We start from the raw sequence: 22,266 nt of genomic DNA on the forward strand, positions 1-22,266 counted from the left end.
AGCCTCGCGGCATGCGACTGGTTGCGGAGTTCACCACGGAACCCTTCGATGTCGAAGGGCAGCCGCCCGCGCACGCCACCGAGGCGCTGCGCGTCGCGGAGGAGGCCGGCCTGGAGTGCGACTTCGGGCCGTTGGGCACGCTCGTGCGCGGCGAACAGGAACTCCTGCTGCCGACGCTGACCGGCGTACTGGAGGCCGCCTTCGCCAGCGGCGCCAGCCAGGTGACGGTCCAGGTACGGCGCGATGGCTGACAAGGAACCGCATCCGCTCGTCGTCGCGATCACGCCGTTGGTCGAGCGACTGAACGCCGAGCTGGTGTCACCGGGAGATGCTCAGCCGGACGACGTGCCGTTGCTGTGGGACGGCGAGCCGGTGGTCGCCGTACGTCTGTCTCGTAAGCCCGAGGGGGGCGTGAACACGCTGCTCGCGGAGGTTGCCGAGGAATTCGGCCGGCCGTTGCGCGAGTTGTCGCGGACCGACAAGCAGCAGGCGGTACTGCGGCTGGAGGAGCGGGGGGCGTTCGAGTTCCGGAAGTCGGCCGAGATCGTGGCCGAGGCGCTCGGCGTCACCCGGTTCACCGTCTACAACTACCTGAACCGGGCCCGCGATCAGGCCTGACCTCTTGCCCGCCCGGCCAAACTTCAACAAACTGTTGACGACAGGCGGGGTGCATGTCAGGCTTTCGTCATACGGAAAGTAAGTTTCGGGATTCGAGAAGGTGTGATCCGTGGACCTGCAGGAGTTCAACTCCGCGCCCGCCGGCCGGCTGCGCCCCACGCTGTCGGCCTGCTGCGACGTGCCGCGCTGGGTCGACGGCATCGTCGCCAAACGCCCGTACGGCGAGGTCACGGCGCTGACCGCGGTCGCGGACCAGTTGCTCCGGGAGCTCGACGATGCCGAGGTCGACCGGGCGCTGGCCGCCCACCCGCGGATCGGCGACCGGCCGTCCGGGGCCGGCACGGAGGCGGCGTGGTCGCGCAAGGAGCAGTCCGGGGTCGGCGAGGATCCTGACCTGCGCTCGGCGCTCGCCGACGGGAATCGCGAGTACGAGCAGCGGTTCGGCCGGGTCTTCCTGCTCTGCGCGACCGGGCTGTCGGCCGAGCAGATGCTCGCCGCACTGCGCCGGCGGCTCGATCACGACGACGTCACCGAAGCCGCCGTCGTACGGGACGAACTGCGCAAGATCGCTCTGCTCCGGCTGAGCAAGGTGCTGGAGGTCCAGGCATGAGCAGCGTCAGTACGCACGTCCTCGACACCGGGCTCGGGCTTCCCGCGCGCGGGGTGCCGGTCCAGCTGTCCCGGGTCAAGGCCGAAGAGACCGTCGTCCTCGAGTCGGCCACGACCGACGACGACGGGCGCGTCGCCCAACTGGGGACGGGGCTCGAGCCCGGGACGTACCGGCTCTGGTTCGATGTGGCCGCGTATGCGGACGCGTCCGGCCAGCACATCTTCTTTCCCGAGGTCACCGTGACGTTCACGATCACCGACGAGCGGCACCACCACGTTCCGCTGCTGCTCAGTCCGTTCGCCTTTTCCACCTACCGAGGGAGTTGATCCCGATGGCCATCCACCTGGGTGCGAACCAGTACGGCAAGGCCGAGAGCCGCGTGGTCCGGATCTACCGCGACACGCCCCGCCACCAGATCCGCGACCTGAACGTGTCGTCCGCGCTGCGCGGCCGGTTCGAGGACGCGCACACCAGCGGCGACCAGCGTGACGTGCTGCCGACCGACACGCAGAAGAACACCGCGTTCGCGTTCGCCAAGGAGAAGGGCATCGGCGCGATCGAGGACTTCGCCCGCACGCTCGGCGCGCACTTCCTCGAGGCCGCCCCGGCCGCCGACGGCGCCCGGATCGCGATCGAGGAATACCCGTGGGAGCGGATCAGCGTCGACGGCGAGCCCCACGACCACTCCTTCGTCCGCGCCGGCAGCGGCGTACGGACGACGATCGTGAACGTCGAGGGCCGCGGTGACGAGCGGAAGACGTACGTCGTCTCCGGCGTGCAGGACCTGACCTTGCTGAAGTCCACCGGCTCGGAGTTCCACGGCTTCCTCAAGGACAAGTACACGACGCTGCCCGAGACCGACGACCGGATCCTCGCCACGTCGCTGGTGGCGCGGTGGCGGTACGACCACACCGACGTCGACTGGGACAAGTCGTACGACCAGATCAAGGCGCTGCTGCTGGAGCAGTTCGCGCGGATCCACAGTCTCGCGCTGCAGCAGACGCTGTACGGGATGGGTGAAGCGGTTCTGCAGCAGCACCCGGAGGTGGCCGAGATCAAGTTCTCGGCGCCCAACAAGCACCACTTCCTGGTGGATCTGAGCCCGTTCGGGGTGGAGAACCCCAACGAGGTGTTCATCGCCGCCGACCGGCCGTACGGGCTGATCGAGGCGACCGTCGTCCGCGACGATGCGTCCGAGGCCGGCTCCGCCTGGCACGCCGTACCCGGCTTCTGCTGACGACTGCCCCTGCAGGTTGGAGAAAGCTCCAATCTGCGGGGGTCTCGCCTGCTCCGGTTCGTGCTCGCTGTGGGTTACCCGACTCCGGGTGGCGGGGTTGACTGAGGTCAATCTTGGTGAGGAGCGGGTTGATGAGCGCAGCGACGATCGTGGTGGACGGGGCCGCCGTGGTGACGGTGGACCGGGAGCGGCGGGAGTTCGCCACCGGACATATTGTTGTCCAGGGCAACAAGTTGGTGGCGGTCGGGGCGGGACCGGCGCCGGCGTACGACGGGGCGCGGGTGATCGACGGACGGGGGTGTCTCGTCACGCCGGGGTTCGTGAACACGCACCAGCACTTGTATCAGTGGGTCACTCGCGGACTGGCGGCCGATGCGACGTTGTTCGGCTGGCTGACGACGCTGTACCCGGTGTGGGCGGGGATCGACGAGGACGCCGTCCATGTGGGTGCGCAGGCCGCACTGGCGCGACTGGCGCGGACGGGGTGCTCGACGGCGGCGGATCACCACTACGTGTTCCCGCGGGAGGGTGGGGATCTGCTCGGGGCGGAAATCCTTGCTGCGCAGGAGATCGGGCTGCGGTTCCATCCCTCGCGGGGGTCGATGGACCTTGGCCAGAAGGACGGTGGGTTGCCGCCGGACTCGGTGGTCGAGGATCGGGAGGAGATCCTGATCGCTACCGAGGCCGCGATCGATCGGTGGCATGATCCGGCGCCGGATTCGATGCTGCGGATGGTGGTTGCGCCGTGTTCGCCGTTCAGCGTGACCGGCGAGCTCATGCGCGAGGCGGCTGAGTTGGCGCGGCGGAAGGGTGTCCGGCTGCACACGCATCTGGCCGAGACCCTCGACGAGGGTGAGTGGTGTCAGCAGAAGTTCGGATGGACGCCGCTGGAGTACGCCGCCGACCTCGGGTGGACCGGCTCGGATGTGTGGTTCGCGCACGGGATTCATTTCGACGACGCAGAGATCAAGCAGCTGGGTCAGATGGCGACGGGCGTCGCGCACTGTCCGAGCTCCAATGCGCGGCTGGGGGCCGGGATCGCGCGGGTTGCCGATCTGCGGGCGGCTGGTGTGCCGGTTGGCCTTGGGGTGGATGGTGCCGCGAGCAACGAAGCCGGCAGCCTGGTGGAGGAGCTGCGGCACGCGTTGCTCTTCGCGCGTGCTCGCGGTGGTCCGCAGGCGCTCGGCGTACGCGCCGCGCTGGAGTTGGCGACGGTCGGTGGTGCCCGCGTGCTGGGGCGCGAGAACGAGATCGGGTCGCTGGAGACCGGCAAGCTGGCCGACTTGGCCATGTGGCGCCTCGACACGCTCGCCCACGCCGGCATCGCCGACCCTGTGGCTGCGCTGGTCCTAGGCACCCCACCCCCGCTGGAACTCCTGCTCGTCAACGGCACCCCCGTCGTAGAACACGACACCGTGGTCACCCTCGACGAAGAGCACCTCGCAACCCGGGTCACAGCAGTCCAACGGGCCCTCGTCGCCAAAGCCGGCTGAGAAACACCGCGGCCCCAACCACCTGGTGAGTGGTTGGGGCCGCGGTGTTCGGGCGGTCAGGTGTGGAGGAGGTCGCCGTTGATCCAGACGGCTCGGATGTCGGCGGGGGTGCCGAGGGTGAAGGTCCGGGCCAAGGCTTCCTCGGGGTCGTCGGCGTGGGCGATGCTGACCGCCAACGGTGAACCTTCGGCCGGCCGTAGCAGCTGCGCGTCGAAGCGCTTGCCGACGGACAGATCGCCGATTTCGGAGCTGAGCCCGAGGGCATCCGCGCCGGCCGTGGTGACCAGGTGCAGAAGGTGCGCCGCCGACAGCGGATGACCGTCCTCGGCCTGGAGCTGCTGAGCGAAGTACGCCTGCAAACCCTCCTTCAGCAGGGAGAAGCCGGTACCAGCGCCGACATCCGACCCCAGCGCAACCCGGACCCCGTACTGGAGATGCCGAGTCAGCGGGAACAATCCACTCCCCAGCGCAGCATTGCTGGTCGGACAATGCGCCACCGAAGCACCAGCGTTGGCGAGCAGCTTGAGCTCCACGTCCGTCGGATGCACGTTGTGAGCAAGCACGCTGCGCCGATCGACCAACCCGTGCCGGTCGTACGTCGTCACGTAGTCGCACCCACCGAACAGCTCGGACACTGCCGCGATCTCCGCCTCGTTCTCGTTCAGATGCGACGTGAACAGCGCGCCAGGCACCTCTTCGAGTACGTCGTGACACACCGCAAGCAGCTCGTCCGTGCACGACAACGAGAACCGCGGCGTCACGGCGTACCGATTCCGCCCGACTCCATGCCACCGCTCGGCCAGAGCCAGCGACTCGCTGTACGCCCGATCAGGTGTCGTGTGCAGCTCCGGCCGCAGCAGCCGATCGCTCACCACCAGCCCGCTCGTCACCCGCAACCCCATCTCGGACGCCGCGCTGAACAGCGCGTCGACGGCATCGGCGTAATGCGCCCCGAACACCAGCGCACTCGTCGTTCCCGCCGCAGCCAGACCGCGGACGAACTCGGACGCAACCCCGGCCGCGTACGACGCGTCAGCCATCCGCGCCTCTTCCGGCAACGCGTACTTGTCCAGCCATTCGAGCAACGGCAACCCCAGCCCGCCGACCGCACGAATCTGCGGGAAGTGCACATGCGTGTCCACGAAGCCCGGCAGCACCAGGCCGCCGGTCAGGTCGACGACCGGCTCGGCCGGGTGCGCCCGGCGTACGTCCGCGAAGGTGCCGCGGGCAACGATCGTTCCGGCCGTGACCAGGACGCCGGCGTCGGTGTCGACCCGGAGGCCGCCACCGGTGAACGGGTTGTCCGGGGTGTCGAGGAACGTGCCTCGGAAGATGGTCATGCCTTCGCCTCACGGTGAACCTGCGCCGGGTTGCGCTCGGCAACGAACAGTTGGAGCAGCCAGGCCGCCACGCTGACCGCAATGGTGGCCGGTTCCTTGCCTGGGAGGTCCGGCAGACCGATCGGGGTGACGATCCGGTCGATCGCTTCGGCCGGGTTGCCGTCCTCGGCGAGCTTGCGGCGGAAGCGGGCCCATTTCGCCGTCGATCCGATCAGCCCGATCGTCGCAAGGTGCTCGTTCCGCAGCGCGGCGTCACACAACGCTGCGTCCTCCGCGTGGTCGTGCGTCATCACCAGCGCATGTGTCCCCGGCGGCAGCTCAGCCACCACGAGCTCCGGCAACACCGGCACCTGATGCACGTGGACGTTGGCTACCGCATCGTCGAGCACCTGCAGCCGTTCGGCCTCGAGCCGATCCGGCCTCGAGTCGATGAGATGCAGTTCGATGTCGTGCCGGGCGAGGATCCGCGCGAGTTCGAGCCCCACGTGCCCCACTCCGAAGATCGCCACGGACGGAACCGCCGGCAACGGTTCGAGCAACAACTTCACCTCACCCCCACAGCACTGCACCCCATGCTGGTACGGCGCTTTGTCCGACAAGGCCACGTCGAGCACCTCCGGCGCAGTCGTGCCTTCGGCGAGCAAGGCCCGCGACCGCTCGATCGCGACCGCCTCCAGGTTGCCGCCGCCAACAGTCGCCCAGACGTTGTCCGAGGCAACCACCATCTTGGCGCCGGCCTCTCGCGGCGCGTGCCCGCGCACCGACATCACAGTCACCAGGACGCCCGCACGACGCTGCGAGCGCAGGTGCTGAACCGCCTTCACCCACTCCATCTCGCTCACACCCCACTCGCCGTGAGCACGCTCGACCGAGCCCGGTCGAGCGCCCAGTACACCGCCTCTGGCGTCGCCGGCGACGCCAGATCCACGCTTGTCCCGGCCGGGCCGAACGCCGCCGCGGCCTGCCGCAGCGCCTCCCGGACCGAGAAGGCGAGCATCAGCGGCGGCTCACCGACCGCCTTCGAGCCGTATACCGCGCCGTCCTCATGTGCCTTCTCGAGCAGCCGGACGTTGAACACCTCAGGCATCTCCGAGAAGCTCGGCAGCTTGTACGTGCTGGCTGCCTGCGTGGCGAGCCGGCCGCGGTTCGGGCCGTTGCTCTCGTCCCATCGCAGGTCCTCGAGCGTCAGCCAGCCGGCGCCCTGCACGAACCCGCCCTCGATCTGACCCAGGTCGATCAGTGGGCTGAGGCTGTCACCGACGTCGTGCACGATGTCGACCTGACGGAGCGTGTACGCACCGCTGAACCCGTCCACCTCGACTTCCGCGGCGGCGACGCCGTACGCGAAGTACTTGAACGGCTCGCCGCGCATCGCGTTGGGGTCCCAGTGCAGGCCCTCGGTCCGGTAGAAGCCGGCCGCCCACAACTGGACCCGCTGGTGGTACGCCGCGTTGACGACGTCCTCCCAGCGCAGATCCTCGCCCTCGGACAGCCCGCGGACGACGCCGTCGCTGATCCGCACGTCGTGCGGGCTGATGCCGAGCCTGCCGCCCGCGACCTGCTCGAGGCGCTCGCGGATCTGCTCGCACGCGTTCTTGATCGCGGCGCCGTTCAGGTCGGCGCCGGAGCTGGCCGCGGTGGCCGAGGTGTTGGGCACCTTGTCCGTGCGGGTCGGCGCCAGCCGGACGCGCGCGAGCGGTACGCCGAGCGTCGTCGCGGCGACCTGCAGCATCTTGGTGTGCAGGCCCTGACCCATCTCGGTGCCGCCGTGGTTGATCAGCACCGAGCCGTCCTTGTAGACGTGCACCACCGCGCCGGCCTGGTTGAACGCGGTGAGGTTGAACGAGATCCCGAACTTCACCGGAGTCATCGCCAGCGCCCGCTTCTTGTGCGGATGCGTCGCGTTGAACTGCTCGATCTCCGCCTTCCGGCCGACCACGTCACCGCCCGCGGACACCTGGCTCCAGCAAGCCTCCAGGCGATCCGCGTGCCGGACCGGCTGACCGTACGGCGTACTGTCGCCCAGCTTGTAGAGATTGCGATGCCGCAACTCCATCGCGTCGTACCCGAGAAGTGGTGCGCACCGGCCGAGGATGTCCTCGACAACCAGCATTCCCTGCGGTCCACCGAAGCCCCGGAACGCCGTCTGCGATGTCTTGTTCGTCTTGGCGATCTGACCGTCGACTCGAACGTTGGGGATCCAGTAGGCGTTGTCGATGTGGCACATCGCCCGCGCGAGCACCGGCTCGGAGAGGTCGAGGCTCCAGCCACCGTCAGAGGTGAGAGTCGCGTCCAGCGCGACCAGGTGCCCTTCGTCGTCGAAGCCGGCCTTCCACCTGCTGTGGAAGCCGTGGCGCTTACCCGACATCGTCACGTCCTGCGTCCGGTTGAGCCGCAGCCGCACCGGCCGCCCGGTCAGCGTCGAGCCGAGTGCCGCGATCGCGGCGAACCCGTGCGGCTGCATCTCCTTGCCGCCGAAGCCCCCGCCCATCCGCAGGCACTGCACAGTCACCGCGTGGCTGGCCAGGCCGAGTACGTGGGCCACGATCTCCTGGGTCTCCGACGGGTGCTGCGTACTGCTCTGGACGAAGATCTGCCCGCCCTCGTCGACGTGGGCCAGCGCCGCGTGGGTCTCCAGGTAGAAGTGCTCCTGCCCGGCGAACTCGAACTCACCATCGAACACATGCGCCGCGTCGGCCAGTGCACCATCGGCGTCACCACGCTCCAGGTGACGCCCGGTGCCCTGGAAACTCCCGGCCGCGATCGCCTCTCGAACCGTCACCAGCGATTCGAGTGGCTCGTACTCGACCTCCACCGCGGCAGCCCCCAGCCGTGCCGCCTCCAGCGTCTCGGCGAGCACCCAGCAGATCGCGTGCCCGTGGAACATCACCTCGGACGGGAACAACGGCTCGTCATGCTTCACGCCGGCGTCGTTCACCCCCGGTACGTCCTCCGCTGTCAGCACCCGCACCACGCCAGGTACGTCGTACGCCGGCTTCACGCGGAGCGTCGTGACGCGAGCGTGGGTGTGTGGCGACTGCACCGGATACGCATGCAGTACGTCGCGCGTCCGTTGGACCAGGTCGTCCGTGTAGAGGGCATGGCCGGTGACATGCAACGCGGCACTCTCGTGCGGCATCGGTACGCCGACGACTGCCACCGGCGGCCGCTCGGACAGCGAACTCATGCGGGCACCTCCTCGGCGTGGAAGCGAAGCAACGACTGGCCGAGCATCGCCGAGCGGTACGACGAGCTCGCGCGGTGATCGTCCATCGGAGTACCTTCGGCGGCCATGACCGTGGCGGCCTCGCGCACGGTGTGCTCGGTCCACGGCTTGCCGATCAGCGCCGCCTCGGTCGCCCGGGCGCGCAGCGGCGTGGCGGCGACCCCGCCGAGCCCGATCCGGGCCTCGCGGACGACACCGTCCACCACGTCGACGGCGTACCCGACGGCAACGCTCGAGATGTCGTCGAAGCGTCGCTTGGCGATCTTGTGGAAGGCAGTCAGCGGTGCGAGCGGCAGCGGAAGGACCACGGTCTTGATCAGCTCGTCCGGCGCCTTCAGCGTCTGCCGGTAGCCGGTGAAGTAGTCCGCCAGCGGGACGACGCGCTCACCGCGGTGAGACGCCAGCACGAGCGACGCGTCGAGCGCGAGCAAGGCCGGCGGGGTGTCACCGATCGGCGAGCCGGTCCCCAGGTTGCCGCCGATCGTCGCGCCGTTCCGAATCAACCGCGACGCGAACTGCGGGAACATCTCGGCCAGCAAGGGCACCCGGCCGGCCAGCATCCGCTCGATCTCGCTCAACGTCAGCGCCGCCCCGATCCGGACCTCGTCGCGCCCGAACTCGAACTCCCGCAACTCCGCCAGCCGGTCGATCGCGACGACGAGCGGGTCGCGTAGCCCGCGCAGGTTCACCTCGACCCCGAGATCGGTCGATCCGGCAACGATCCGCGCATCGGGCCGATCGGCCAGCAGCCGGAGTACGTCGTCCAGTCCGGCCGGACGGACGAACTCCGCATCGCCCTGTTCCATCCGGGTCGTCGCCGGCGCGGGCGGTGGAGTGTACCGCCGGGCGGCGAGCGCGTCGTCCGCCGACGGATCACCCAGCGCGTACGCCGCGTCCCGGATCGGGCGGTAACCGGTGCACCGGCACAGGTTCCCGCTCAGCGAGTGCAGATCGAACCCGTTCGGGCCGTGCTCGTGATCGCAGTGCCCGTTGGACGTCGTACGGGTGGAACGGTAGAACTCGGCGGCCATGCTGCACACGAAACCCGGAGTGCAGTAGCCACACTGTGACCCACCGCGTACGGCGAGTTCGCGCTGTACCGGGTGCAGGGTCTCGGGCGATCCCAGACCCTCGGAGGTGATGACCTCCTGGCCGTCCAGGGACGCGATCGGCAGCAGACACGCGTTCACCGCGGTCCAATCGGTCGGCGCATCCGTCCCGGGCCGGGCGACGAGCACGGAGCACGCCCCGCACTCGCCTTCCGCACAGCCTTCCTTGGCGCCGGTGAGGCCACGGTCGCGCAGCCAGTCCAGTGCAGTGGTGTGGACCGGGACGTCGCCGATCGCGGTGTCCGCCCCGTTGACCTTGATCGAAGGCGCGCGCAGCGCCTGCGTTGTCGTCGTCATCTGTTGCTGCTCCAGCGTGTCCTTGCACTATGGATCGGATTGGCGTCGGAGAGGAAGTCGTCGAACCGGTACCCGGCGATCTTCGCGATCTCGAGCAGCGCGGCGGCGTGCTCCTGGTTCTCGCAGTTGTCCAGCCGGTCCCTTCCCTGCTCGATGATCCGGTGGAAGGAGTCCGCGTCCCGGACCGAGATGACCAGCGGGAAGCCGAACCGCTCGCGGTACGCCTCGGTGATCGTGGCCAGTTCGTCACGCTCCGGATCGGCCAGGAAGGTCAGGCCCTTGTCCGACTGGTCCCGCAGCGACGCCTCGCCGCTGAGGCCGTCCGCGACGAACTGCGAGCCGAGCTGCGGGTAGGCCTCGATCAGTTGCCGCTGCTCCTCGTGCGATCCGGAGAACAGGGCCTCCTGGAAGGAACGGCGCAGTGCGTGGGTGTCGGCGAAGGGGCGCATGTCCCAGGCCCGCTCGACCGCCCAGCGCGGGCCCTGGAACAGACCGGCGAAGGTCTCCACGAACTCGTCGCGGCGCATCTTGTTGACCTGGTCCAACCGGATCGTGTCACCCGGCTGTCCGGCGACCGCGGGACCGTAGTCCTTGCCGACGTGGTGGAAGAGGATGTTCAGGCCGATCGCGGTCAGGCTGCCGAGGGTGATGCCGCTGCCGAAGATGATCTCGGCCCAGCCCGGCACCGCCTGGGCGACCTGGGGCTGCGCGGTGACGTACATGGCCAGGCCGACGCTGGTCGCCACGATGACCACATTGCGGTGGTCGTGGAAGTCGACCTTGGCCAGGGTCTGGAAGCCGACCACGGCCACGGTGGCGAACATCGCCAGCGCCGCGCCACCCAGCACAGGATGCGGGATGCCGGCCACGATCGCACCGGCCTTCGGCAGCAGCCCGAGCAGAATCATGATCCCGCCGGCCGCCGCGACCACCCAGCGGCTGCGGATCCGGGTCAGCCGGACCAGGCCGACGTTCTCGGCGAAGCAGGTGTAGGGGAAGGAGTTGAAGACGCCGCCGATCGTGGTGGCCAGGCCGTCGGCCCGCAGCGCGCGGGCGATGTCGTCCTTGCCGATCCGCTTCTCGACGATCTCACCGGTCGCGAAGACATCACCAGTCGTCTCCACCGCGGTGATCAGCATGACCACGACCATCGAGATGATCGCCGCGATCGAGAACTTCGGCCAGCCGAAGTAGAACGGCTGGGTGACCCCGACCCAGGCCGCGTCGCTGACCGCGCTGAAGTGTGCGTCGCCGAAGGCCCACGCGACCAGAGTCCCGACCACGAGGCCGGCCAGGACGGCGACCGTGGCCATGAACCCCTTGAAGACCCGCTGGATCAGCACGATCAGTCCGAGGGTCCCGAGTGCGTAGGCCAGGTTCTTGCCGCTGGTCGGATCGGCCGTCGGCCCCGCGCCGCCGACCGCGTCCCCGGCCGCCACCGGCAGCAGCGCCAGGCCGATGATCGTGATCACCGAACCCGTCACGACCGGTGGGAAGAACCGGATCAGCCGGCTGAAGAAGGGCGCGATGAAGAAGGTGGCGAGACCGGCGACGAGCACCGCGCCGTAGATGACCAGCAGGCCGTCGGTCCCACCACCGGCGGCCAGGCCGATCGCGATCATCGGCGACACCGCCGTGAACGTCACGCCCTGCAGCAGCGGCAGCCGGACTCCGACCTTCCAGAATCCGACCGACTGGATGATCGAGGCGATGCCGCAGGTGAACAGGTCGGCGTTGATCAGGTGGATCAGCTGCTGGGTGCTGAGGCCGATCGAGTTGGCCAGGAGGATGGGTACGATCACCGCGCCGGCGTAGAAGGCGAGCACGTGCTGAGCGCCGTACACGGCGAGCTTGCCGGCAGGCAGCACCTCGTCAACGGGATGGCGGCTCGGTCGCGGGACTGTCTTCATCGGGACACACTCCTCGGCTACGGCGGTTCTGGCCTGCTCGAAAGCCTGAGCGCATGCCGCGTCCGATTGCACCCGGTGAACCTCCGAAGATGCGGGGTTCAGACCACGTGAATCTGTGTGATCACCCAAACCGCCGCGTTCACAGCGATTTCAGCGCGAGGAACACGTCGACACGGTCCTCCAACTGGGACAGATCGCGTCCGGTCAGTTGCTCTACGCGTTCGATCCGGTAGCGAACCGTGTTGACGTGCAGGTGCATCGACTCCGCCGTACGCGCCCAGGAACACGAACAGGCGAGGAACTCCCGCAGCGTGGCAAGCAGTTCGGCGTTCGTACGACGGTCGTGCTCGAGCACCGGTCCGAGAACCCGGTGGGTGTAAGTACGGCGTACGTCGTCGGGCAATGTTGCGAGCAGCAACACATGCGACGCGACCTCGTCCGACGTCACCACCGACACCGGAGTCCTGCCCGCCTGCGCTGCACGTTGGGCGAATCGTGCTTCCTCCAGTGCACCGGCCAAGGCATCGACACCCGTCTCACCGCTGACCCCGACGGACAGTCTCCCGCGCCCGAGCCCAGGTGAGAGCCGGGCGAAGGATCGGCGCAGCTGCTCGGGCAGCCCAGGCGACGACGGCAGGAAGCCGACCAGCAGATCGTCCCGGCCGGCTGCGACCACGGCCGGACCGACGGTCAACGCCACGTCTTCGAAAACGCTGAACGCGATGTCGTTGCGCGGTTCGTCGCGGAGTTCGGCGACCGCAACCACCATCGGCCGATCCGACTGCGCACCGGCCTGCCGCAGGCGAATCGCGACCTCGGCGAGCGGACCGCCGGACTCGACCAGCGCCAAGGCGTCCGACACCAGCGGCCGAAGGGCAAGCCGGCCTTCGTCCCGCCGGGCGCGGTCAAGCGCGGCGACAGCACACAACTCCTGCACGGCTTCGACGTGATCGCGCGGCCACTCCTGATGGTCGCCTTCGATCAGCAGCACCCAGGCCGTCAGCCGGTTGTCGAGCCCTGACCCGATCGGGAACAGGCTGTACGACGCGTCGCCGACGGCCGCGACTGCCGGCATCCGATCCGCGATCAGAAACTGCCGGGTGACCGCGTCCAGCGTCGCGTCGTCCAGTTCACCAGGACCAGGCACGACCTGCCGCCCGGTCGACGTGATGACTCTGCAGGCATGCCCGATCTCCGCAGAGATGCGGGCAGCCAGTTCGTCGAGACTCCGGCCGGCGGCGATCGAGGACAGCAACTGCCGCTGCCGGACCAGGCTGGCGGACAGCCGCGCTCCGGTCTCGGCTGCACCCGCGGCCGCGACGTACTCCGTCACGTCCGCGAACGCGACCTCGACCGGTACTTCGACGAGCGCAATCTGATGCCGACGGCAAGCATCGAGCAGGTCGTCGGGAACGCGGTCGAGCAGCGCGCGGCCGGCCAGGATCGTGGCCGCGCCGCGACCGGCCGCCGACGCCACGAAGGTCTCGCTGTCGGCCTCGGTACGGCGCCAGACCAGCCCGGTCAGCACCAGTTCGCCGCCGTTGAGGTACCGGCCGGGCTCCAGCAGGTCGGTCGTGACGAGCCGCCCGATCGGGCGATCGAGCGTGCCGTCGGGCGCGTGCAGCAGGCGCAGGCCCAGCTCCGGCGCGTCGAGCAGTTCGGACACCAGCACGGCGCACCTCCTCTGGCCCGATCGCCCGGTCCTGACAGGAACGTACAACGGCGGACCGGCCACTCAAACCTTGACGCGTCCTTTCCCGGCATCCTATGGTCATTTCGCAGAACAGAAACAAACTTCCACGATACGGAAGTCAAGAGGAAGGGACGCCATGAGTCACGCACTGCGCTACGCGGTGAACTGCTCGATCCTGTTCACCGAACTGCCGTTGCTGGAGCGACCGGCGGCCGCCCGGCGGGCGGGCTTCGGCGCGGTCGAGTTCTGGTGGCCGTTCGCCGAGGCGGTGCCGTCGGACACCGACGCGGACGCCTTCGTCACCGCGATCGAGGACGCCGGCGTCCAGCTGGCCGGCCTCAACTTCTTCGCCGGCGACATGCCCGGCGGCGATCGCGGCCTGGTCTCCTGGCCGAAGCGGTCGGGCGAGTTCCGCGACAACATCGACGCCACCATCGGCATCGGTGAGCGGCTCGGCTGCCCGGCTTTCAACGCCCTGTACGGCAACCGGGTCGACGACCAGACCGCGGCCGACCAGGACGAGCTCGCCGTCGAGAACCTCGGTCTGGCCGCCCGCGCGGCCGCCCGGATCGGTGGCACCGTACTGATCGAGCCGGTCAGTGGCGCCGACCGGTACCCGCTGCGCACCGCGGCCGACGCGTTGGCCGTGATCGATCGCGTCCAGGCGGCGTACGACGTACCGAACGTCGGACTGCTCGCGGATCTCTACCACCTCGCGGTCAACGGCGACGACGTCGATCGCGTGATCGCCGGCCACGCGGACCGGATCGCGCACGTCCAGATCGCCGACGCGCCCGGCCGCAACGAACCCGGCACCGGATCGCTGCCGCTCGACCGGCAGCTCGCCGACCTCGAGAACCAGGGGTACGCCGGGTGGGTCGGCCTCGAGTACAAGCCGTCCACCACCACCGACGAGAGCTTCGGCTGGCTGCCGCGCGAGCGCCGGCCGGCCACTGCATAGGAGAAGACAGACATGACGAACATCGCCTTCATCGGCCTAGGCATCATGGGCAACCCGATGGCCGTGCACCTGGCCAACGCCGGCCACACGGTCGCCGGTTTCGACCGCAGCCCGGAGCGCGCCAAGGAACTCGTCGCGGCCGGTGGTCGTGCCGCGACCTCGCTGACCGACGCGGTCAAGGACGCTGACGTGGTCGCCGTGATGGTCCCGGACTCGCCCGACGTGCAACAGGTGCTCGAGGGGGAGGACGGCGTCTTCCAGCTGGCCGAGACCGGCACGCTGATCATCGACTTCTCCAGCATCCGGCCGGACGTCACGCAGCAGCTCGCCGAGCGGGCGCGGGCGCTGGGCTTCCGGATGCTCGACGCCCCGGTCTCCGGCGGCGAGGCCGGCGCGAAGAACGCCGCGCTGTCGATCATGGTCGGCGGCGAGGCCGACGACTTCGCGATCGCCAAGCCGCTGTTCGACGTCGTCGGCAAGACCGTCGTCCACGTCGGGCCGAGCGGCTCGGGCCAGACGGTCAAGGCCGCGAACCAGCTGATCGTCGCCGCCAACATCCAAGCGGTGTCCGAGGCCGTGATCTTCCTGGAGGCGTACGGCGTCGACACCAAGGCAGCCCTCGAAGTCCTCGGCGGCGGCCTGGCCGGATCCGCGGTACTGAACCAGAAGAAGGAGAACATGCTGTCCCGCTCCTTCCAGCCCGGCTTCCGGATCGACCTGCACCACAAGGACATGGGCATCGTCACCGCCGCCGCTCGCGAGGCGGGAGTCGTCGTACCGTTGGGTGCGCTCGTCGCCCAGCTGGTCGCGTCCGCCAAGGCGAACGGCGACGGCGGTCTCGACCACTCCGCTCTGCTCCGTGGAGTCGAGCGCCTGTCCGGGAAGGCGACGGACTGATGGCCCGCATGCGCGCGGTCGACGCCGCGGTCCTGATCCTGGAGAAGGAAGGCTCGACGCAGGCGTTCGGTCTGCCCGGCGCCGCGATCAACCCCTTCTACAGCGCGATGAAGAAGCACGGCGGCATCAAGCACGTGCTGGCCCGCCATGTCGAGGCTGCCTCGCACATGGCCGAGGGCTACACCCGGGCTCGCGCAGGCAACATCGGAGTCTGCATCGGTACCTCGGGTCCCGCCGGCACCGACATGATCACCGGCCTGTACTCCGCCTCGGCCGACTCGATCCCGATCCTGTGCATCACCGGTCAGGCGCCGGTGGCGAAGCTGCACAAGGAGGACTTCCAGGCGGTCGACATCGCCTCGATCGCCAAGCCGGTCGCGAAATGGGCCGTCACGGTGATGGAGGCCGCGCAGGTGCCGGGGACGTTCCAGAAGGCGTTCCAGCTGATGCGCGAGGGCCGTCCCGGACCGGTGCTGATCGATCTGCCGATCGACGTCCAGCTGACCGAGATCGACTTCGACATCGACACCTACGAGCCACTGCCGGTGCCGCGCCCGGCCGCGACCCGGGCGCAGGCGGAGAAGGTGCTGGAGATGCTGGCCACCTCTGAGCACCCGCTGATCGTCGCCGGAGGAGGGATCATCAACGCGGGCGGGGAGGACCTGCTGGTCGAGTTCGCCGAGCTGACCGGGATTCCCGTCGTACCCACGCTGATGGGTTGGGGTGTGCTGCCGGACGACCACCCGCTGATGGCGGGGATGGTGGGGCTGCAGACGTCGCATCGGTACGGCAACGCGACCTTCCTGACGTCGGATCTGGTGCTCGGCATCGGCAACCGGTGGGCGAACCGACACACCGGCGGCCTCGAGGTGTACAAGGGCCGGCGGAAGTTCATTCATGTCGACATCGAGCCGACCCAGATCGGACGGGTGTTCGCACCGGACTACGGCGTCGTGTCCGACGCTCGCGCCGCGCTGGAGGTGTTCGTCGAGGTGGCGCGCGAGTGGGCCGCCGAGGGCAAGCTGGCGGACCGGTCCGCGTGGGCCGACGAGTGCTCTGCCCGGAAGACGGCGTTGGAGCGCAAGACGCATTTCGACAACGTGCCGGTCAAGCCGCAGCGGGTGTACGAGGAGATGAACCGCGCGTTCGGTCCCGACACTCGCTACGTGTCGACCATCGGATTGTCGCAGATCCAGGCTGCTCAGATGCTGCATGTGTATCGGCCGCGGCACTGGATCAACGCCGGTCAGGCCGGCCCGCTCGGATGGACTGTGCCGGCGACGCTAGGAGTTGCGGTCGCGGATCCGGACAGTACGGTCGTGGCACTGTCGGGCGACTACGACTTCCAGTTCCTGATCGAGGAGCTGGCGGTCGGGGCGCAGTTCAACATCCCCTACATCCACGTGGTCGTGAACAACTCGTACCTGGGGCTGATCCGGCAGGCGCAGCGTGGGTTCGACATGGACTTCTGCGTGCAACTGTCGTTCGAGAACATCAACAGCCCTGAGCTCAACGGGTACGGCGTCGACCACGTGAAGGTCGCCGAAGGACTCGGCTGCAAGGCGCTGCGGGTGTTCGAGCCGGACGGGATCCTGCCGGCGCTGGAGCAGGCCAAGAAGCTGATGGTCGAGCACCAGGTCCCGATCGTGGTCGAGGTCATCCTCGAGCGCGTGACGAACGTGTCCATGGGTCTGGAGATCGACAACATCGTCGAGTTCGAAGACCTGGCCGAGAGCCCGGACGACGCGCCGACCGCCCTCGCCCTGCTCGACTGATGCCTCGGGCAATAGTTGCTTCGGACAAATTCAAGGGAAGTCTTACCAGTGCGGAGGTCGCCGCCGCAGTCGGCGCCGGCCTCCGACGGGTTCACCCGGACCTGACTGTGGTCTCCGTTCCAGTGGCTGACGGCGGCGACGGCACCTTGGCCGCCGCCGTCGCGGCCGGCTTCCACCTGGTCCCGGTCACCGCCTCCGGCCCCACCGGCGAACCAGTCAAAACCGGCTTCGCCCGCCGCGGCGACGTAGCCGTCGTCGAGCTGGCCGACGTCTCGGGACTGGTCCGGTTGCCGGGTGGCGTGCCCGCCCCGATGACCGCAACCTCACGCGGAACCGGCGAGCTGATGGCCGCCGCCATCGACGACGGCTGCACCCGCGTGATCCTGGGCATCGGCGGTAGCGCATCAACCGATGGTGGAGCCGGGATCGTCACTGCATTGGGTGGCACAGCTGCGCTCGACCTGCGTGCCCTTCGGGAGCGTATGGATGGCATCGAGGTCGTAGTGGCGTGCGACGTGGACAACCCGTTGACCGGGGCAACTGGTGCTGCCGCCGTCTACGGCCCGCAGAAAGGTGCCAGCCCCGAGCAGGTGGAGGAGCTTGACGCCGCCCTGGCGCGCTGGGCCGATCTGGTGGCTCGGGAGACCGGGCAGGACCTCCGTGATGCCCCGGGAGCCGGCGCGGCCGGCGGAGTGGGTTTCGCAGCTCTGGCCCTCCTCGGGGCGGAGTTGCGACCAGGGATCGAGCTGGTACTCGAGCTCGTCGGCTTCCACGAGCAGCTCCAGAATGCCGACCTCGTGATCACCGGAGAAGGTGCGCTCGACGAGCAGACCTTGCACGGCAAGGCAGTCGCCGGAGTCGCAGCGGCCGCCGCGGGCATCCCGGTGGTGGTGGTCTGTGGCAGCAACAAGCTGAACCCTGAGCGACTGCGATCAGCCGGCGTGGTCGCGGCGTACGCCCTGACAGACCTGGAGCCCGACGTACGGCGGTGTATCGCGGAACCGGTGCCGTTGCTGCAGCGACTCGGGGAGCGGATCGCGGCAGACCACCTACGATGACAGCAAGTGAGAGGGGCGATGCATGACAGCGTTGGACCTCGTGATCAGGGCTCGCCGGGTCGTGGGTGCCGCGGGCGAGCGGGCGTGTGCCGTCGGCGTCCGGGACGGGCGGATCACCGCCGTCGCGCCGTACGACGCCGACCTCGCGGCCACCGAGCAGGTGCACCTGGCCGACGACGAGGTGCTGCTGTCTGGCCTGGTCGACTCCCACGTCCACGTCAATGATCCGGGTCGCACCGACTGGGAGGGCTTCACCTCCGCGACCCGGGCCGCCGCGGCCGGCGGCGTCACCACGATCATCGACATGCCGCTGAACAGCATCCCGCCGACGTGCGACGTACCGGCGCTCGAGGTGAAGCGGAAGACCGCCCAGAACCAGGCGTACGTCGACGTCGGCTTCTGGGGTGGCGCGATCCCGGGCAACGTCCCCGACCTGCGTCCGCTGCACGACGCCGGAGTCTTTGGGTTCAAGTGCTTCCTGCTGCACTCGGGCGTCGACGAGTTCCCGCCGCTGGATCACGCGCAACTCCAGGCGGCGATGCGAGAGATCAGCGCCTTCGACGGCCTGCTGATCGTCCACGCCGAGGACGCCCACCGGATCGACGATGCCCCACCGCCGCACGGCGCGACCTACCTCGACTTCCTGCACTCACGCCCCCGTGTGGCAGAAACCGAAGCCGTCGCCAACGTCATCGAACTCGCCCGCGCCACAAATTGCCGGGTCCACATCCTGCACGTTTCCTCGTCCGACGTCCTCCCGCTACTCGCTGCGGCTCGCAGTGACGGCGTACGGATCACGGCCGAGACCTGTCCGCACTATCTGACCTTCACTGCCGAGGAGATCCCCGATGGCGCGACGCAGTACAAATGCTGCCCGCCGATCCGCGAGGCCGAGAACCGTGAACGCCTCTGGGACGGCCTGCGCGACGGCGTGATCGACCTGATCGTGTCCGACCACTCGCCGTCGACGATCGACCTCAAGCACCTCGACACCGGCGACTTCGGCACCGCCTGGGGTGGCATCGCCTCGCTCCAGCTCGGGCTGCCGGCGGTGTGGACCGAGGCGCGCAAGCGCGGCTTCACCCTGGCCGACGTCACCCGCTGGATGAGCCAGGCGCCGGCCGCGCAGGCCGGGCTGAGGACCAAGGGCCGGATCGAGGTCGGGTACGACGCCGACCTCTGCGTCCTCGCGCCCGACGAGACCTTCGTCGTCGACCCGAACGCCTTGCACCACAAGAACGCCATCACGCCGTACGCCGATCGCCCGCTCACCGGCGTGGTCCGCCGTACCTGGCTCCGCGGCGTTCCCGTCGACATCGAGGCCGGCCCCCGCGGGCGGCTGCTGAACCGAGGAGAACGAGGATGAGCTACTACTCCCCGACGGGCGGTCTGCCTGCGCAGAGCGACCTCACCACCGACCGCGCCGTCTTCACCGAGGCGTACGCCGTACTCCCGCGCGGCACGATGCGGGACATCGTCACCAGTCGGCTGCCCTTCTGGGAGGACACCCGGTTGTGGGTGCTCGCGCGGCCGTTGTCCGGGTTCGCGGAGACGTTCTCGCAGTACATCGTCGAGGTCGCTCCCGGTGGCGGGAGTGACAGGCCGGAGACGGATCCGGCCGCCGAGGCGGTGCTGTTCGTGGTCGAGGGCAGCGTGACGGTGACCCTGGACGGCGAGAAGCACGAGCTCGGGCCGGGTGGGTATGCGTTCGTGCCGCCGGGCGTCGACTGGACCGTGCGGAACGTGAGCGATCGGGTCACGCGGTTCCACCTGGTGCGGAAGGCGTACGAGCGGATCGAGGGGATCGACGTACCGCCGGCGTTCGTCACGAACGAGGTGGACGTCGAGGGTGTGGCGATGCCGGACACCGAGGGGCGGTGGAAGACGCAGCGGTTCGTGGATCCGGACGATGTGCGGCACGACATGCACGTCAACATCGTCAGCTTCGAGCCCGGCGGCGTGATCCCGTTCCCGGAGACCCACGTCATGGAGCACGGCCTCTACGTGCTGGAGGGCAAGGCCGTCTACCTGCTCAACAAGGACTGGGTCGAGGTGCAGGCGGGCGATTTCATGTGGCTCCGAGCCTTCTGCCCCCAGGCCTGCTACGCTGGCGGCCCTGGCCGCTTCCGCTACCTCCTCTACAAAGACGTCAACCGCCACCCGAAGCTCACGCTCTGATCAGTAGGGTCGCTGCATGGTTGATCGCGAGGTGCAGCGGTACTCCCACGGCGAGCTGGCGATCGTGGTCGACGTGTCCGACCTGGATCGTTCCGCCGAGTTCTGGAGTCAGGTCCTGGGCTACGACCGCGCGGGCGGCTCGTCGGCGACGTACCTGAGTCTGATTCCGGGCGACGGACGTGGCTGTGAAGTTCTGCTGCAGCGTACGGACGATCGGAAGGTCGGCAAGAACCGTCTGCACCTTGACCTTCGGACGCCGGACCTGGCCGCCGAGGTGAGTCGGGTGCGTGCGTTGGGGGCGACGCAGGTGACCGAGGAGCCCGTCGTCGAGTACGGCTGGACCTGGCACCTTCTCGCCGATCCGGACGGGAACGAGTTCTGCGTCCTGCAGCCGCCGGCGGGCTGACGGCTCACACGTGACGGCTCAGATGGTGACGGCTCGAACGTGACGGCTCAGATGGTGACGGTGACTGGGCGTTGGGGTGGGTTGAGCGGGTCGGTGGCCAGGCGGGCGTGGCGTTCGACGTCGTACCGGGTGCCGTCGTACGCGTGGCGCTGGCGTTCGAGGCCTTCGTAGAGGAAACCGGCGCCGGCGGCGACCGCGCACGAGGCCGCGTTGTTGGTGCGGTGACCGAGCTCCAGTCGGTAGAGACCGGCCTCCCGGTGGGCCCAGTTGGCGAGGGCGCGGAGCGAGTCCCGGGCGACGCCCTGGCCGCGGACTTCGGCGAGGGTCCAGTACCACGTCCAGCCGACCTGATGCCGGTCGATGTTCGTCACCGCCACACACCCGATCGGGTGGTCGTCCGCATCCGCGACGGCGTACACATGCCCGTTGTCGAGGTCCGCCACGCGCCCGATCCAGTCCACCGCGGACGCTCGGTCCACGATCCCGTTCTGGTTCGCCATCTCGGGATCGCGATGCGCCGCTGTCAGCCGCAGCGCATCCCCCGTCCGCCACCGCCGAAGATCCAACCGCCCCAGCGCATATCCCATCCAAAAAATCTACCTCCGGCCGCGCGGCTTGGAACCAGCCCACGGCGCGTTCCCTGGCGCGATCGGGGGAGGATGGGCGCATGGGATATCTGGATTTCAGGGATCAGGTTGTGGTGGTGACCGGGGCCAGCAGCGGGATCGGGGCCGCGGCGGCGGTGGGGTTCGCGGAGACCGGGGCCGCGGTCGCGTTGCACTACCACCAGAACGAGGAGGGAGCCAGGCACACGCTCGGCGCGGTGCAGACGGCCGGCGGTACGGCGTCCTTGCACCAGGCGGACCTCGCGGATCCGGCGTCGGCCGGGAAGCTGATCGACGACGTGCTGGCGAAGCACGGGCGGATCGACGTACTCGTGAACAACGCCGGCGACCTGGTCAAGCGGACCCCGGTGACCGACGTACCGGACGAGGAGTTCCACCGGATCCTGGACGTGAACCTGACGTCGGTGTTCTCCGTCAGCCGCAAGATCGTGCCGGTGTTCCGCGCGCAGGGCGGTGGGTCGATCATCAACGTCACCTCGATCGCCGGCCGGAACGGCGGTGGCGGGGGGTCGGTCGTCTACGCGACCAGCAAGGGCGCGGTCAGCACCTTCACCCGCGGCCTGGCCAAGGAGGTCGCACCGGACGGCATCCGCGTCAACGCGATCTCGCCCGGCGTGATCAAGACCCCGTTCCACGACCGCCACACCGGCGACGAGCAGATGAACGCGATGATCGGCACCATCCCGATGGGCCGCAGCGGCACCCCGCACGAGTGCGTCGGCACGATCCTGTTCCTCGCCTCCGAGCGGATGGCGTCGTACGTCACCGGCCAGATCATCGAGGTCAACGGCGGCCAGTTGATGCCATAGGCAAGCTCTAGAGTGGGGCTCCA

The 22,266-nt window shown here is 68.9% G+C and carries 21 protein-coding genes; 14 read left to right on the plus strand and 7 right to left on the minus strand.

Annotated features, from left to right (window positions below):
• Positions 1-11: 11 nt before the first annotated feature.
• From ACIBG5_RS08000 to ACIBG5_RS08025, 6 genes are all read left to right on the plus strand, one after another.
• The gene (locus tag ACIBG5_RS08000) at positions 12-251 is read left to right on the plus strand and encodes a thiamine-binding protein (protein ID WP_396390801.1); all 240 of its coding nucleotides are present in this window, start codon (positions 12-14) and stop codon (positions 249-251) included.
• Positions 244-618, plus strand: a complete 375-nt coding sequence (locus tag ACIBG5_RS08005; protein ID WP_396390802.1) for a helix-turn-helix domain-containing protein — start codon at positions 244-246, stop codon at positions 616-618. Before ACIBG5_RS08000 ends, ACIBG5_RS08005 begins: the two co-directional genes overlap by 8 nt.
• 109 nt (positions 619-727) lie before the next feature.
• Complete coding sequence (gene uraD, locus ACIBG5_RS08010) at positions 728-1,228, plus strand: 2-oxo-4-hydroxy-4-carboxy-5-ureidoimidazoline decarboxylase (RefSeq protein ID WP_396390803.1); 501 nt, start codon at positions 728-730, stop codon at positions 1,226-1,228.
• On the plus strand, positions 1,225-1,554 hold the full coding sequence (gene uraH / locus ACIBG5_RS08015; RefSeq protein ID WP_396390804.1) for a hydroxyisourate hydrolase: 330 nt from the start codon (positions 1,225-1,227) through the stop codon (positions 1,552-1,554). Before uraD (ACIBG5_RS08010) ends, uraH begins: the two co-directional genes overlap by 4 nt.
• A gap of 5 nt (positions 1,555-1,559) precedes the next feature.
• A complete protein-coding gene (gene pucL, locus ACIBG5_RS08020) occupies positions 1,560-2,465 on the plus strand; it encodes a factor-independent urate hydroxylase (protein ID WP_396390805.1) in 906 nt (301 codons plus the stop codon).
• A gap of 131 nt (positions 2,466-2,596) precedes the next feature.
• The gene (locus ACIBG5_RS08025; RefSeq protein WP_396390807.1) at positions 2,597-3,958 is read left to right on the plus strand and encodes an 8-oxoguanine deaminase; all 1,362 of its coding nucleotides are present in this window, start codon (positions 2,597-2,599) and stop codon (positions 3,956-3,958) included.
• A 56-nt stretch (positions 3,959-4,014) separates the two neighbouring features.
• Here the strand turns inward: ACIBG5_RS08025 and guaD are convergent, their stop codons facing one another.
• From guaD to ACIBG5_RS08055, 6 genes are all read right to left on the minus strand, one after another.
• Entirely contained in the window at positions 4,015-5,298 is a 1,284-nt protein-coding gene (gene guaD / locus ACIBG5_RS08030; RefSeq protein ID WP_396390808.1) for a guanine deaminase, read from the minus strand.
• Positions 5,295-6,131 (minus strand): xanthine dehydrogenase accessory protein XdhC, encoded by an 837-nt coding sequence (xdhC, locus tag ACIBG5_RS08035; RefSeq protein WP_396392023.1) that lies wholly within the window; start codon positions 6,129-6,131, stop codon positions 5,295-5,297. Before xdhC ends, guaD begins: the two co-directional genes overlap by 4 nt.
• A gap of 5 nt (positions 6,132-6,136) precedes the next feature.
• Complete coding sequence (gene xdhB, locus ACIBG5_RS08040; RefSeq protein WP_396390809.1) at positions 6,137-8,485, minus strand: xanthine dehydrogenase molybdopterin binding subunit; 2,349 nt, start codon at positions 8,483-8,485, stop codon at positions 6,137-6,139.
• Entirely contained in the window at positions 8,482-9,930 is a 1,449-nt protein-coding gene (locus tag ACIBG5_RS08045; protein WP_396390810.1) for a xanthine dehydrogenase small subunit, read from the minus strand. Before ACIBG5_RS08045 ends, xdhB begins: the two co-directional genes overlap by 4 nt.
• Positions 9,927-11,840 (minus strand): 2-oxo-4-hydroxy-4-carboxy-5-ureidoimidazoline decarboxylase, encoded by a 1,914-nt coding sequence (gene uraD / locus ACIBG5_RS08050; RefSeq protein WP_396390811.1) that lies wholly within the window; start codon positions 11,838-11,840, stop codon positions 9,927-9,929. Before uraD (ACIBG5_RS08050) ends, ACIBG5_RS08045 begins: the two co-directional genes overlap by 4 nt.
• A 139-nt stretch (positions 11,841-11,979) precedes the next feature.
• Complete coding sequence (locus tag ACIBG5_RS08055; RefSeq protein ID WP_396390812.1) at positions 11,980-13,512, minus strand: PucR family transcriptional regulator; 1,533 nt, start codon at positions 13,510-13,512, stop codon at positions 11,980-11,982.
• Between the two features lie 157 nt (positions 13,513-13,669).
• Between ACIBG5_RS08055 and ACIBG5_RS08060 the strand changes: the two genes are divergently transcribed.
• The 7 genes from ACIBG5_RS08060 to ACIBG5_RS08090 are packed head-to-tail and all read left to right on the plus strand — an operon-like array spanning position 13,670 to position 20,808.
• Positions 13,670-14,494 carry a hydroxypyruvate isomerase family protein gene (locus tag ACIBG5_RS08060; RefSeq protein WP_396390813.1) on the plus strand — a complete coding sequence of 275 codons (825 nt, stop codon included), beginning with the start codon at positions 13,670-13,672 and terminating at the stop codon, positions 14,492-14,494.
• A 12-nt stretch (positions 14,495-14,506) separates the two neighbouring features.
• Positions 14,507-15,391 (plus strand): 2-hydroxy-3-oxopropionate reductase, encoded by an 885-nt coding sequence (locus ACIBG5_RS08065; RefSeq protein ID WP_396390814.1) that lies wholly within the window; start codon positions 14,507-14,509, stop codon positions 15,389-15,391.
• Positions 15,391-17,166, plus strand: coding sequence for a glyoxylate carboligase (gcl, locus tag ACIBG5_RS08070; RefSeq protein WP_396390815.1), 1,776 nt, complete (start codon positions 15,391-15,393; stop codon positions 17,164-17,166). The genes ACIBG5_RS08065 and gcl overlap by 1 nt, the downstream gene beginning before the upstream one ends.
• Complete coding sequence (locus ACIBG5_RS08075) at positions 17,166-18,224, plus strand: glycerate kinase (RefSeq protein WP_396390816.1); 1,059 nt, start codon at positions 17,166-17,168, stop codon at positions 18,222-18,224. The genes gcl and ACIBG5_RS08075 overlap by 1 nt, the downstream gene beginning before the upstream one ends.
• Before the next feature lie 22 nt (positions 18,225-18,246).
• Positions 18,247-19,590, plus strand: a complete 1,344-nt coding sequence (allB, locus tag ACIBG5_RS08080; protein ID WP_396390817.1) for an allantoinase AllB — start codon at positions 18,247-18,249, stop codon at positions 19,588-19,590.
• Positions 19,587-20,402 (plus strand): bifunctional allantoicase/(S)-ureidoglycine aminohydrolase, encoded by an 816-nt coding sequence (locus tag ACIBG5_RS08085; protein ID WP_396390818.1) that lies wholly within the window; start codon positions 19,587-19,589, stop codon positions 20,400-20,402. The genes allB and ACIBG5_RS08085 overlap by 4 nt, the downstream gene beginning before the upstream one ends.
• Before the next feature lie 16 nt (positions 20,403-20,418).
• On the plus strand, positions 20,419-20,808 hold the full coding sequence (locus tag ACIBG5_RS08090) for a VOC family protein (RefSeq protein WP_396390819.1): 390 nt from the start codon (positions 20,419-20,421) through the stop codon (positions 20,806-20,808).
• Positions 20,809-20,855: 47 nt separating this feature from the next.
• Here ACIBG5_RS08090 and ACIBG5_RS08095 read toward each other — a convergent pair whose 3' ends face one another.
• The gene (locus ACIBG5_RS08095; RefSeq protein ID WP_360437009.1) at positions 20,856-21,395 is read right to left on the minus strand and encodes a GNAT family N-acetyltransferase; all 540 of its coding nucleotides are present in this window, start codon (positions 21,393-21,395) and stop codon (positions 20,856-20,858) included.
• A gap of 80 nt (positions 21,396-21,475) precedes the next feature.
• On the opposite strand from ACIBG5_RS08095, the gene ACIBG5_RS08100 reads away from it, so the two are divergent.
• On the plus strand, positions 21,476-22,243 hold the full coding sequence (locus ACIBG5_RS08100; RefSeq protein WP_396390820.1) for an SDR family NAD(P)-dependent oxidoreductase: 768 nt from the start codon (positions 21,476-21,478) through the stop codon (positions 22,241-22,243).
• Positions 22,244-22,266 lie beyond the last annotated feature (23 nt).

Origin of the sequence: Kribbella sp. NPDC050241, assembly GCF_044459685.1 — a bacterium.
Lineage (GTDB): Bacteria > Actinomycetota > Actinomycetes > Propionibacteriales > Kribbellaceae > Kribbella.